Raw genomic sequence first — 12,964 nt, 5'->3', positions numbered from 1 at the left:
ATTATTGGATCCCCGGATGCCGCGCCGGGAATGTTGCTTTCGGGCTGACCCGGCTCATGAGTTGCATCAACTCTTTGACTGTGTGTTTTTCCAGCTTCGACACGAGTTCGATGATCTCGCTTCGCAGACTGTCGCTCGCGTATTGTTCGCTGAGCCAGTTGAATTTCTCGACGGTTCGCGCCCACGTGAGCGGATTCTCGATGCTGCCTTCGAAGCCGACATGCTCCTTCGAAAGCACACGCCCGCTCTTGAGCGTGATCGTCACGCGCGTATTGAGTTCTTGCGGATACTGCGCCGAGAAAGTCGCGTCGGGCGCGACGGTTACGCGGCTCAGCAATGCCTGCGCGTCGGCGGCCTGAATGCGCTGTGTCTCGAGTTGCGCCGGTCCCACCTGGCCGTCGAGCAACGCTGCTGCAATGAGGTACTTGAGGTTGTAGTCGGCCTGTTCCTTTGTCGTCGGATGATCTTTCGCGCCGAAGCTGCCACCGCCCGCGATGTCATAGCCCATCTGAAAGATGTCGCATTTCACTGCTTCGACTTCTTTGGCATCGATGCCATGTTCTCGCCGAAGCGCGAGCGTCGCCTCGAGAACCGGTTGCCCATGAATCAGCGAGCAGTACTTCTTCATCACGGTCTGGTGAACGATGTCGAGCGCGGGATCTTCCCAATCGATATCGACAGGCTGGTCGAACATGCGTTCGAGACCGTTCGGTCCTTCGAACAGCCTGAGCGGCCCCGTAAAACCACGCTTCGCCAGCGATGCCGCATACACGGCACGCATGCCCGTGATGCCGGGCGAGAAGCCCTTCCACTGCGAAACCGGCTCCGAATGCACGCACGTCAGCGATATGTTGTCGACAGTCGCGATGGCAACGGCATGTGCGATCTGCTCCGCCGTCAGTCCGAAGAGCTTGCCTGCGCCGGCCGCTGCCGAAGCCGCGAGCTGGATCGCGTGATTGAAGCCCTTCGCCATCACGGGCACGACAGCCGTAATGCGCGACTCGATTTCATAGGCCACGGCAAGCGCGAGCATAAAATCGGCACCCGATGCCGCCGCATGTTCGGACGCCGCGAGGATCGCGCCGAAGTTATCGCTCGGATGACACAGTCCTCCCGGCGACATGTAGCTATCGAGTAGATCCACATAACGCACGAGTCCGGAGTTGTAGAGCGCGGCTTCGTCAGGCGCTGCGGTGCCGCCGCCGATCAGCGTGCACGAACCCTGCTGCGTGCCGCGATATTCATTGAACTGATCTCGAAGCGCGGCGAATGGCGCGCCCGGCAACGCCGCGATGGCGCAGCCCAGACTATCGAGAATGTTGCGCCGGAATAGCGCCTTCGATGCTTCCGACAGATGCGACAGTTGAGCGTTGTCTGCAAACTTCGCAATGCGCTCGACCGTAGTGAGTGAACTCATATCTGAATCTCCGTCTCCATGGATGAATGCCGCAATCGACACACGCGTGCGTTCGATTGCAAGTCACTCTCGATGTTCTGATGAGCCGTGCTGCTTGTGCACAACGTCAATGCCACACAGTGGCATCGATGGAAATGAACATCAAGCGAAGGGATTGCATAGCGCTATCTGATTCACAGATAACTACTGCGCAAGCGCATGCAGAAAGTAAAAAAGCCGGGAGATGCATTCCCGGCCTGAGTTTCATTGCATCGACTGCTCGCGTTCTAGCGCGCGAGTTGCCCGAGGTAATAGCCGATCCGCTCTTCGACATCCCCTGCCTGATGAAATCCGCGCGCGATCAACGCCTTGATGCCTTCCTGCGCGGCAGGCCGTCCGAGCGACGCCATGCACGCATCCCAACCCGCGCCAAGCTCGACGTCGGGCGGCAAGCTCGTGTTGACGAGACGCTTGGTATTGGCGATGGCCCATTTGTCGAAGCCTGCAATCCGGTTGGCGAGTGCATCGACATAAGCATCGAGTTCGGCATCCGCCAGCGACCGGTTCACATAGCCGTATGCTTCGGCCTGCTCGCCCGTGATGTCTTCCGAACTCAACAGCACTTCCAGCGCGCGGTTACGGCCGATCAGCGCAGGCAGGCGCGCCATCGGTCCGCCGCCCGCGACCATGCCGACGCCCACTTCCCATTGAGAAATGATGGCCTTCTCGCGGCTTGCGAAGCTCATGTCGCAGGCAAGCGCGATCTCGCTGCCGTTTCCCGTCGCGCGTCCGCGGATAAGCGCGATGGAAACGACAGGCGCGCGCGTCAACCGCGCGAGAAAGTCGGGCCATTGCGGCAAGCCTGTGGGACCGGGCGGAAGCGACGTCATGTCATCGAGATTCGCGAGGAAATCCGAGTGATTCAGAAAGTAGCCATCGACCGCGCTGTCGAATACCACCACCTTCACCTGCTCGTCGGATTCGAGCGCTTGAATGAGGTCATGAAATTGCGTGACCATCGCCGGCCTCATCACATTGACGGGCGGATTGTCGATCGTGACGCGCCAGTATGCCGGGGATAAGCGGGTCGTTTTGATCTGCATGGAGTTCGTGGTTGCGTTCATCGATACCTCCTGTCGTGGACACATGCGCAAAGCGCACGCGCATCAGCGCTGCATCACCTTCAGCAACTCTTTCGCAGTCGGTCCCGACGACGCCGGATTCTGCCCCGTGATCAGATGTCCATCGACAATGCTGAGCACGCCCCAGTTGGCAACTTTCTCGAAGTGGCCGCCCAGCCGCTTGAGTTCGTCTTCGACGAGAAACGGCATGACCTTCGTCAACCCGACTGCTTCTTCTTCGTCGTTGGTAAAGCAGGTGACGCGCTTGCCCTTGACGAGCGGTTGTCCCTGATACGTCGCCTTGAGCAGCACGCAAGGTCCATGACACACGGCGGCAACAGGCTTGCCCGCGTTGTAGAAGCTTTCGATCAACGCGATCGAGTCCTTGTCGTTGGTCAGATCCCACATCGGGCCATGACCGCCCGCGTAGAAGATCGTGTCGTAGTCATCGGCCTTGATGCTGGAGAGCGTCGCGCTATTGGCCAGCACCTTCTGCGTTGCAGAATCTTCCTTGAAACGCAGCATCGAATCGGTCTGATTGTTCGGGTCGTCGCTTCGCGGATCGATGGGCGGGTGTCCGCCTTTCGGAGACGCGACCGTGACAGAGGCGCCCGCATCGGTGAACACGTAATAGGGAGCAGTGAATTCTTCGAGCCAGAAACCGGTCGGCTTACCGGTGTTGCCCAGCTGATTGTGCGAGGTCAGTACAAGCACGACTTTCATTGCAAATCTCCTTGCGTAAGGCACTTTCCTGACGTGGGAACGCCAGGAATTCTCGAAGTGGAAGCGGCGGGAAGGATCGCCGACGCGAGCGGCGGATGGCGCTATTTACGTCCCGTTGCGGGACCGCACACCATCAGACGATGGTGTTCCGCAAGCCATGCGATGGTATGTACGAGCGTTGCCGTTCGGGTTTCGCGGCACACAGCAGAGCACACCCGGCGCGGCACTTGCGGTGTCAAGCGCAGCCGGACTGCGGGATCAATGTCAGCGGGCTTCGCGCCCGCGCGTTTTATCAGCGCGATGCGGTGACGTGCGCGTCCGGTGCATTGCGGAGAAGATTCGCGCACGTGTCGACTGTTGCCTGGCTGGCGTCAATCGAATGGATTGTGCTTCGACAGATAGCCTGGCGCGTCACGCACCCTTGCTTTCCTTCAGCCTTGCGCGATGCGCAGCCACCTTCGCACGATTGCCGCAGATCGCCATGCTGCACCACCTGCGTGCGTGACCGCGCGTGTGATCGGCGAACAGCAGCGTGCACTTCGGACCTTCACACGCCTTCACGTGCGTGAAGTCCTCTTCGCAGACGAGCTTCCCCAGCGCTTCGGCAATCGGCATCAACAACGATTCCGCCGACTGCCAGCGCCGCCTCGCACGTAACGAAAACACGCCTCCTTCTCCCGACTCGCTCGCGACGATCTCGCCATGCTGCGCGTCGCGCGCGAGCAGCTGGTTCAACGGCTCCAGATCGCGCAGATCGTCGGCCGACAGCGCGTGCCCTTTCCTGGACTTCACATACGCGCGAAACCACTCGCGCAGCGCGCGCGCCTGCGCCGCGATTTCATCGAGTTCTTCCGGCGTCGAACGGGCGCGGATGTCCGCGAGCGCGTCAGGCGGCGCCATGCCCGCCTGCGCCAGCCAATCGAGCAGGCCTTCGCCGTCGCTGATCCAGTCGACGGGCTCGTCGACGGGCGTTGCAACCGAGTTCAGGAAGTCGAGGCCGGGCGCATCGGCCACGAAGATCGCGGGAATTGGGTGGTAGTCCATTGCTATGAAGAGCGACGTAACGATGAATTAATGGTAACCGCTAAAAAAGCTCTTGACAAGTTACATCTGCAATTTGTAACCTCTTTCACATGCTTTATGCGGTTACACAGACTGCGGAACGAAAAGATCCGCTTTACGGAGAGAACGCCATGCCCTCGATTGCTCATCGCCACGCCGACGTTGACGGTTTCAACGTGTTCTATCGGGAAGCCGGCCGCCCCGGCGCGCCGAAGCTGCTGTTGCTGCACGGCTTTCCGAGTTCAAGTCATATGTTCCGCGACCTGATTCCGCTGCTCGCCGACCGCTTTCACATCGTCGCGCCGGATCTGCCGGGTTTTGGCCAGTCGGACATGCCGTCGCGTGACGATTTCGCATATACGTTCGATAACCTCGCCAACGTGATCGACCGGTTCACGGAAGTGATCGGCTTCGACCGCTTCGCCGTGTACGTTTTCGATTACGGCGCGCCGACGGGCTTCCGGCTCGCGCTGAAGCATCCCGAGCGCATCACCGCGATCGTTTCGCAGAACGGCAATGCGTATGTGGAAGGATTGAGCGACGGCTGGAATCCGATTCAGGCGTACTGGAAGGAGCCGTCGCAGGCGAACCGCGACGCGCTGCGCGCGCTGCTGGCGAAGGACACAACGGTCTGGCAATACACACATGGCGTGAGCGATCCGACGGCCGTGTCGCCCGACGGTTACTCGCTCGACGACTACTACATGAACCGCCCCGGCGCGCACGACATACAGCTCGATCTGTTCGGCGACTATCAAAGCAACGTCGCGTTGTATCCGGCGTTTCAAGCGTACTTCCGCACGTACCAGCCGCCGTTTCTCGCCGTGTGGGGCGAGCACGATCCGTTCTTTCTGCCGCCGGGCGCCGAAGCCTTCAAGCGCGACCTGCCGAACGCCGACGTGCGTTTCTTCGATACGGGTCACTTTGCGCTCGAAACGCATGCGGCCGATATCGCCGCTGCCATTTCCGAATTCCTGCTTCACTGAAATCGACGGACGGACTTGCGTCCGCTCAACAACACCGCGTCGTCCGACGCATCGTCTACGTTAGGAGAATCCTCATGCGCGCAATCGTGCTCGAAAAGTTCGGCGGTCTCGACAGCCTCGTCTATACGGAACTGCCGGAACCTGAACCGCTGGAAGGTCATGTCGTCATCGAAATCAAGGCGTTCGGCATCAACCACGCCGAAATGCACATGCGGCGCGGCGAATGGGCAGAAGCCGCGAAGGTGAGCGGCATCGAATGCGTGGGCATCGTGAAGTCGTGTCCGGGCGGCGAGTTTCCTGTCGGCGCGAAAGTGGCCGCGCTGATGGGCGGCCTGGGACGCACGATCAACGGCAGCTATGCGGAATACACGCGAGCGCCCGTGTCGAACGTCGCGCTGATCGAATCGGATTTGCCGTGGGCCGAACTCGCGGCGATTCCGGAAACCTACGCGACGGCGTGGACCTGCCTGTTCCGCAACCTCGAAATCAGCGCGGGGCAAACGGTGGTGATTCGCGGCGCGACGTCGTCGTTCGGACAGGCTGCCGTCAATCTCGCTGTGAATGCAGGCGCAAAAGTGATCGCGACGACGCGCAGCCCGGCGCGTTTCGCGAAGCTCGAAGCGCTGGGTGCGTCGCGTGTCGAACTGGAAGGCCCGGATCTGTCGAAGCGTATCGCCGAAGCGAAGCAGATCGATGCCGTGCTCGATCTCGTCGGCAACAGCACGATCCTCGACTCGCTCGCGATGGTGCGCCGTGGCGGCCGCGTGTGTCTCGCTGGCTGGCTCGGCGGTCTCGCGCCGATTCCCGACTTCAATCCGTTGCTGCAGATGCCTAGTGGCGTGTACTGGACGTTCTTCGGCAGCTTCGTGTTCGGCACGCCGGGCTTTCCCGTCTCCGATGTGCCGCTGCAATCCATCGCCGCCGATATCGCCGCGGGCCGTTTCAACGCGAAGCCGTCGCGTGTGTTCGCCTTCGATGAGATCCGCGAAGCACATCGCGTGATGGAAGCGAACGAAGCCGTCGGCAAGATGGTCGTCGTGCTCTAACGCCTGTTCATCCATCATCGAGGAGAGATCACATGTCCAGCAAAGTAGCGATCGTCACGGGCGCAAGCCAGGGTATCGGGCGTTCGACGGCGATCAGACTGGCGAAGGACTTTGGCGCGGTCGTGCTGGTGGCGCGCAATCGCGAGAATCTGGAGGAAACCGCGCAGGCGGTTGTCGATGCAGGCGCAAAAACGCTGGCAATCGATATCGATCTGTCGTTGCCGAATGCGGCGCAGGAAGTCGTCGATCAAACGCTCGCGAACTTCGGGCGGATCGACGCGTTGCTCAACATCGCGGGCGCGGTGCCGCAAATCGACGTGTTCGAGATGACCGACGAACAGTGGGATCGCGGTCTCGCATTGAAGCTGCACGGCGCGCGCCGGTTGACGATGGCGGCGTGGCCCGCGTTGAAGGAAACATCGGGTTCCGTCGTGTTGATGTCGGGCAATTCCGCACTCTTTCCGAAGGCGCCGTATGCGGCTGTCGGCACGATCAATGCGGCAATCGTCGCGCTGGCGAAGGCGTTTTCGGATCGCGGCATCGAGGACGGCGTTCAGGTCAACAGCGTGTTGCCTGGTCCTGTGATGACGGGGCGTCGACAGTCGTATCTCGAACATTGGGCGCCGCTTCACGATATGACGGTCGAAGAAGCGACGGCGAAGTTTCCGAAGGAAGCGGGCATTGCGCGCTACGGCACGCCGGAGGAAATCGCGGAACTGATGGCGTTCATCGTGTCGCCAGGTGCGCACTGGATGACGGGATCGACGTTGCGGATGGACGGCGGAGAAGTCAAATCGATCTGACGTCGTAACCGGCGCGCGTGAGTTCGCGCGCCGGTTGCTCATCATGCGAGCGCTTGCGCGAGCATCGAGAGGCCGATGACGACAACCGCCACGCCAACCACTTGTGCAAGGCGTTCGGGTGCTGGCGCAAGACGCTCAACGGTTATGGCGAATGTCACAATCGCCATCACGCGCAGATCCATCACGCCGTTGACGAGCAGCACAGCCGTCAAACCCGCACAGCAAGCGATGCAACGAACACCGAGCCGCATGCCTTGCGTGAAGGCGGAACTCGCGTGTTGCAACGAAAAGGCCTTGCTGCATGTGAGAAAACGCGATTTCCATCTGGTGAACTGCGACACGCCAGCAAGCAAAACGACAACACCGGCAGCGACGGGCACGACGCGCGACAGCGCAGAAAATTGCATCGCGAGCTTCATGAACGCAAAGCCCAACGCGAACACGATCACACCCAACACAGCCCACACGAGAAAGTAACCCGCGCCTGCCAGCGCCGTCAGCCGATGCGCACGCGCGCCGCCCGCTTTTCCGAGTGCTTCGTGAAAGCGCCACAATACAGGCGCAAGCGACGGCAACATCATCGCCACCATCATCACGATCCACATGCCGACGAACGAGACCGCAATGCGCGTCCACTTCTGTCCGCACATCGGCGTCCAGGTCAACGACAGGGACCAGCCGCCGGGCATCGGTAACTCGGGCATGCTCGACATCGACGCGCACCAGACGAGCGTCAACCCCGCACACGTCGCGAAGACGAGCGCCAGCACGCCGAAGAAGACGCGCCGTTGCGACAGGCTCACCATGCCCGAATGTCGCGACGCAAGCATCACGAGACGCGCGCAACCCATATCCACGATCAGCCTCGACGCCGTTCGTATTCGTCGTGACGATGCCACCAGACGCCCGTCTCGTTGCGCCCTTCCGGCGCGCGATCGAGCCACTGATACATGCCCCACAACGCATCGAGCCCACGCGCATACGTCGAATACGCGTGATACACGACGCCGTCCTCGTGCACGAAGGTGCTCATTCCCGGCCGGTCGCGCGAGTAAGTCGGCGCATCCGTGCCGCAGCACGCCGCGAACTGGACGACGGGCTCCGGCGCGGGCGACACGTCCATCGCGTGGCCGCCGCGCACGAAGTTGTATTCGATATCGCCTGCCCGCTGCTGCGCCTCGGTGTACGACACGTTGAAGTCGAAATTGAATTCGCTCCCGTTCGCCGACGCCCACGGGAATTTCCATCCCATGCGCTGCCTGTATTCCTGCAACTTCGCGAGCGGCGCGCGCGATACGGCCGTCAGCGTCACATCGTGATTCGCGAGATGAACGGCCATGCCGTCGAAACCATCTGCAATCGCCGAGCACGACGGGCAGCCCGCCGTGTAGTCGGGGCCGAACATGAAGTGATAGACGATCAGTTGCGAGCGTCCTTCGAAAAGATCCGCGAGCGTCGCGTTGCCTCGTTCCGTTTCGAACCGGTACTGCCTGTCGACTTTCACCCATGGCAGCGCCGCGCGCTGTCGCGCGAGTTCGTCGCTGCGCCGCGTCAGTGCCTTCTCGGCTTCGAGCAATTCGAGGCGCGCTTTCAGCCATGCGTCGCGCGTACTCACCGTATGCGTGGTCATCGTGTGTCCCTCCGTTGAAGAATCGTCCGTGCTAGATTAGTGCGCGACATTCAATCGACGGGAGTGACAAGTGTGGCGTGATTCAGATGGATGCAGCCCTCTCTGCCGCGGCGCACGCGCTCGCGGCGGGTGATCCGCTCGCCGCGCTGAACCGCGTCGCGTTACGCGACGACGCGTCCGCGCTCGCGCTGCGCGGCATCGCGATGGCCCAACTCGGCGACCTCGCGCGCGCAAAAGCGCTCGTGCGCAGCGCGGCACGTGCTTTCGGTCCAAAGGAAGCCGTGGCGCGCGCCCGTTGCATCGTCGCCGAAGCCGAGATTGCGCTGGCGTCGCGCGATCTCGGATGGCCCGCGAAATCGCTCGAAGCGGCGCGCAAGACGCTCGAAGCGCATGGCGATCATTTGAACGCCGCTCACGCGCGGCAACTCGAAGTGCGGCGTCTGCTGCTGATCGGACGTCTCGACGAAGCCGAAAACCTGCTCGACGGCTTCGATTCCGCGCCCTTTCCGCCTGCCTCGAACGCCGTGCATGAGTTGATCGTCGCGGGAATCGCGATGCGGCGCCTGCATGTCAAAACCGCACGCGCGGCGCTGGCGAGAGCCGAACGCGCGGCGCGGCATGCGGGAATTCCCGGCTTGAAAGCGGAAGTCGAAAGCGCAGCGAGTCTGCTGAACGCGCCTGCTGCGCGCCTGATCTCACGTGGCGAACAAAAGCTGCTGCTGCTCGACGAAGTCGAAGCCTGGATGACGTCGCAAGCGCTGGTCGTCGATGCTTGCCGTCATGCCGTGCGCGCCGCCGACACCGTGATTCCGCTTGCCAGCCGCCCCGTGCTGTTCAACCTCGCGCGAACGCTCGCCGAAGCGTGGCCCGCCGACGTGCCGCGCGATACGCTGATCGAACGCGCGTTCCGGATGAAGCACGCGGACGAATCACATCGCGTGCGGTTGCGCGTCGAGATCGGCCGGCTGCGCACGCTGCTTGGCGCGCTCGCTGAAATCAACGCGACGAAGCAAGGTTTTGCACTGAAGCCGCATCGTGCAACCGAAGTCGTGGTGCTCGCGCGGCCCGTCGAAGAGGAACACGCGTCGTTGCTCGCGTTTCTCGCCGATGGCGAATCGTGGTCGAGTTCCGCGCTCGCGCTGGCGCTCGGCGCGAGTCAGCGGACCGTTCAGCGCGCGCTCGATACGCTGGCGTCGGCAGGCAAGGTGCAATCGTTCGGTCAGGGCCGCGCGCGCCGCTGGATGACGCCGCCCATGCCCGGATTCGCGACGGCCTTGTTACTCCCCGCGCCGTTCCCGATCGACTAGCATGTAAGGCTCGACACCTCACCCGCGAGGAAAAAAGCATGAAGCGCTCAACTGCCGAAATCGTGCGTGAATACGGACCCTTTCCGGGCATCGACGACGTGCACGGCGTCACTTACGATGGCCGCAACGTGTGGTTCGCCTCCGGCGAAACGGTGAACGCGCTCGACCCGTCGAGCGGAAAAACCGTGCGTTCGATCGACGTGCCGGCAACAGCGGGCACGGCGTTCGACGGCCAGCATCTGTATCAGATCGCCGACGGCCGCATCCGCAAGGTCGATCCGCAAACGGGCGCCGTGGTGGCGACGATTCCCGCGCCCGAAGGCAGCAACTCCGGGCTTGCGTGGGCGGAAGGCGCGCTGTGGGTCGGGCAGTATCACGAGCGCAAGATCCATCAACTCGATCCGCAGACGGGCGCGATCCTGCGGACAATCGAATCGAACCGCTTCGTGACGGGTGTGACGTGGGTCGACGGCGAGCTGTGGCACGGCACCTGGGAAGGCGACGAGAGCGATCTGCGGCACGTCGATCCGCAGTCGGGCGAAGTCCTCGAAATGCTCGACATGCCAGAAGGCGTGCGTGTGTCGGGGCTCGAATCGGACGGCGCGGGGCAATTTTTCTGCGGCGGCGGCAATAGCGGCAAGCTGCGTGCAGTGCGAAGGCCGAAACGTGACGACGCCGAAACGCCCGCCGACGCGACGAGCGCCTAACCTGGCCGTCGATGCTCGACGGCAAACTTGATCAACTCGGCCTGCCCTTCGATCTCCAGCTTGCGCTTCAGATTGAGCCGGTGCGTTTCGACGGTTCGCACCGACAGGCCGTTGCGCTGCGCGATCTGCTTGCTCGACAGCCCTTCCGCGAGCTGATCGAGAATATCGCGTTCGCGCGGCGTCAGACGTTCGATCGGGTTGCGCATCGCCGATGCATGAATCAGCCGCGCGCTGAGTCCTTCGCTGAAGTACGTCTTGCCGTCGAGCACTGCGCCGATCGCGCGAATGATTTCCGCGCCCGGCGAGTCCTTCAGCACGTAGCCGCTCGCGCCCGCGCGCACGGCTTGCGTCACATACTCGACGTTGTCGTGCATCGACAGCATCAGCACGCGTATGCCCGGAAAGCGCTCGTGGAACAGCGCGGCCAGCGCGATGCCGTTCATGCCGCGCATGCCGACGTCCATCAGCACGAGATCCGGCTCGTGCGCGGCCGCCAGCGCGAGCGCTTCGTCGGCATTGCCCGCTTCGCCGACCACGGCAAAATGCGGCACGGCTTCGAGCCGCGCGCGCAAGCCATCACGCACGAGAGGATGATCGTCGACGAGAATCAGGCGCGCCGCGCCTGCTGGACTGTTCATGACTGGTCTGCCTGCATTTCGATGGAGAGCGCCTCGCGTGCGAAGACGGGCACGGTCGCCGTGACGATGGTGTGGCCTGGCCGCGAGTCGAAGCGCAGATCGCCGTCGAGCGCCTCCAGCCTCTCGCGCATGTTGCGCAAACCGACGCCCGCGTGCGGGTCCGCCTGCACCCGTTCGACGTCGAAGCCGCGGCCATCGTCGCTGACGGACAACGTGACGCGGCTCGCGGACACATCCAGCGACACGGCCGCCTGGGTCGCCTGAGCGTGCCGGAAGATGTTCGTCAACGCCTCCTGCGCGATGCGGAACAGCGCCGTCTTGACGGTGTCGGGCAAATGCGCAGCGTGATCGTGTGAGACATGCGTGAAGCCGATGGCCAGATGACCTTGCGCGCTCAATTCGCGCGTCAGTTGTTCGAGCGCGGCGGCAAGACCGAGATCGTCGAGCATCGACGGACGCAGCGCATGCGAGATGCGCCGCACTTCGCGCAACGCATCGCCGAGCCGCCCGATGCCCGTCGACAGCGCCGTTTCCGCCGGCTGCACGCGCGGTTCGCTCAACTCGAAACGCGCGAGCGCCGATTCGAGCAGCAGCTTGACGGACACCAGCATCTGGCTGATGCCGTCGTGCAGTTCGCGCGACAGACGCGCCCGTTCGTTTTCCTGCGACTCCACCACTTGCTGCGCGAGACGCTTGAGCTTCGCGTCCGCGCTGCGGTATTCGCTGACGTTGAGCACGAGCGCGCACACGGCGATCACGCAGAGGCCCGCCAGCGCAATCGCGCCGATCCACAACATAGTGTGCTCGATATCCGACGACGCGCGCTGATCGATGCGCGCCAGTGTCGTGTCGACGTCGTCGAGATAGATGCCCGTGCCGAGCATCCAGCCCCAGCGCGGCAGCGGCACGACATAGCCGAGCTTCGGCGCGAGCTTGCCCGTGGACGGCCGATGCCACACGTAGCGCACATATCCGCCGCCCTGCGCCGCGGCGGCGATCAGTTGCTGGATCGTCAACGACCCTGCCGGGTCGCGCAAGGTCCACAGATCGCGTCCGACGAGATCCGGCTCGCGCGGATGCATCAGCGAACGGCCATGCATGTCGTACACGAAGAAATAACCGTCCTGGCCGAAGTCCATCTTTTCGAGCATCGCGAGCGCGCGGTCGCGCAAGGTCGCGTCGTCGCGGCCGTTCTTGCCTGCTTCGTCGTAGAGCGGCTTGATCGCGCTGGTGGCGAGATCGACGTAATGCCGCAACTCGATTTCCTTGCTCGCCATATACGCGGATTGCGTCGTGTCGTGCTGTGCGCTGGCGAGCGACGTGGCCTGATGGCGCACGCCGAATGCAATGCCTGCGATCGCGGCCAGAAACGGCACGATCGCGAGCAGGAAAATCCTGGTCTTGAGTTTCATCTGCGGAAAACCTGTCGGACTGTCTACGTAGTTGTACGTAGCGCGCTTACGTAGTCATGCGCTTGTGGCGCACTCGACGAACACGAATACTACACGCCCAAAGCATGGCACATCTTCGACCATGCGCGGCATG

13 protein-coding genes are annotated in these 12,964 nt (G+C 62.5%); 5 read left to right on the top strand and 8 right to left on the bottom strand.

Features of this window, described 5'->3' with window-relative positions; all coding sequences use genetic code 11:
- Position 1: 1 nt before the first annotated feature.
- From QEN71_RS32945 to QEN71_RS32930, 4 genes are all read right to left on the bottom strand, one after another.
- Positions 2-1,417, bottom strand: a complete 1,416-nt coding sequence (locus QEN71_RS32945; protein WP_201647331.1) for an MmgE/PrpD family protein — start codon at positions 1,415-1,417, stop codon at positions 2-4.
- A gap of 266 nt (positions 1,418-1,683) precedes the next feature.
- Positions 1,684-2,520, bottom strand: coding sequence for an enoyl-CoA hydratase/isomerase family protein (locus QEN71_RS32940; RefSeq protein ID WP_201647330.1), 837 nt, complete (start codon positions 2,518-2,520; stop codon positions 1,684-1,686).
- Positions 2,521-2,562: 42 nt separating this feature from the next.
- A complete protein-coding gene (locus QEN71_RS32935) occupies positions 2,563-3,240 on the bottom strand; it encodes a type 1 glutamine amidotransferase domain-containing protein (protein WP_201647329.1) in 678 nt (225 codons plus the stop codon).
- A gap of 411 nt (positions 3,241-3,651) precedes the next feature.
- Entirely contained in the window at positions 3,652-4,284 is a 633-nt protein-coding gene (locus QEN71_RS32930; RefSeq protein ID WP_201647328.1) for a CGNR zinc finger domain-containing protein, read from the bottom strand.
- Between the two features lie 149 nt (positions 4,285-4,433).
- On the opposite strand from QEN71_RS32930, the gene QEN71_RS32925 reads away from it, so the two are divergent.
- The 3 genes from QEN71_RS32925 (at position 4,434) to QEN71_RS32915 (ending at position 7,137) form a co-directional block, all read left to right on the top strand.
- Entirely contained in the window at positions 4,434-5,288 is an 855-nt protein-coding gene (locus QEN71_RS32925; RefSeq protein ID WP_201647327.1) for an alpha/beta fold hydrolase, read from the top strand.
- A 74-nt stretch (positions 5,289-5,362) separates the two neighbouring features.
- Complete coding sequence (locus QEN71_RS32920) at positions 5,363-6,334, top strand: zinc-binding alcohol dehydrogenase family protein (RefSeq protein WP_201647326.1); 972 nt, start codon at positions 5,363-5,365, stop codon at positions 6,332-6,334.
- Positions 6,335-6,366: 32 nt separating this feature from the next.
- The gene (locus QEN71_RS32915) at positions 6,367-7,137 is read left to right on the top strand and encodes an SDR family oxidoreductase (RefSeq protein WP_201647325.1); all 771 of its coding nucleotides are present in this window, start codon (positions 6,367-6,369) and stop codon (positions 7,135-7,137) included.
- Positions 7,138-7,178: 41 nt separating this feature from the next.
- Here QEN71_RS32915 and QEN71_RS32910 read toward each other — a convergent pair whose 3' ends face one another.
- Together QEN71_RS32910 and QEN71_RS32905 are read right to left on the bottom strand one after the other, a co-directional pair.
- The gene (locus QEN71_RS32910; RefSeq protein ID WP_233471665.1) at positions 7,179-7,988 is read right to left on the bottom strand and encodes a DUF2182 domain-containing protein; all 810 of its coding nucleotides are present in this window, start codon (positions 7,986-7,988) and stop codon (positions 7,179-7,181) included.
- An 8-nt stretch (positions 7,989-7,996) separates the two neighbouring features.
- Positions 7,997-8,767, bottom strand: a complete 771-nt coding sequence (locus QEN71_RS32905) for a DUF899 domain-containing protein (protein WP_201647324.1) — start codon at positions 8,765-8,767, stop codon at positions 7,997-7,999.
- 86 nt (positions 8,768-8,853) lie between these two features.
- Between QEN71_RS32905 and QEN71_RS32900 the strand changes: the two genes are divergently transcribed.
- Together QEN71_RS32900 and QEN71_RS32895 are read left to right on the top strand one after the other, a co-directional pair.
- Entirely contained in the window at positions 8,854-10,074 is a 1,221-nt protein-coding gene (locus QEN71_RS32900; RefSeq protein ID WP_201647323.1) for a helix-turn-helix domain-containing protein, read from the top strand.
- A gap of 38 nt (positions 10,075-10,112) precedes the next feature.
- Positions 10,113-10,781, top strand: a complete 669-nt coding sequence (locus QEN71_RS32895; protein WP_201647322.1) for a Vgb family protein — start codon at positions 10,113-10,115, stop codon at positions 10,779-10,781.
- Here QEN71_RS32895 and QEN71_RS32890 read toward each other — a convergent pair.
- Together QEN71_RS32890 and QEN71_RS32885 are read right to left on the bottom strand one after the other, a co-directional pair.
- Positions 10,778-11,419 carry a response regulator gene (locus QEN71_RS32890; protein WP_201647321.1) on the bottom strand — a complete coding sequence of 214 codons (642 nt, stop codon included), beginning with the start codon at positions 11,417-11,419 and terminating at the stop codon, positions 10,778-10,780. The genes QEN71_RS32895 and QEN71_RS32890 overlap by 4 nt on opposite strands.
- The gene (locus tag QEN71_RS32885; protein ID WP_201647320.1) at positions 11,416-12,831 is read right to left on the bottom strand and encodes a cache domain-containing protein; all 1,416 of its coding nucleotides are present in this window, start codon (positions 12,829-12,831) and stop codon (positions 11,416-11,418) included. Before QEN71_RS32885 ends, QEN71_RS32890 begins: the two co-directional genes overlap by 4 nt.
- Between the last annotated feature and the right edge of the window lie 133 nt (positions 12,832-12,964).

It is taken from the genome of Paraburkholderia sabiae (assembly GCF_030412785.1).
GTDB lineage: Bacteria > Pseudomonadota > Gammaproteobacteria > Burkholderiales > Burkholderiaceae > Paraburkholderia > Paraburkholderia sabiae.
This window is presented reverse-complemented; position numbering and strand designations above follow the sequence as displayed.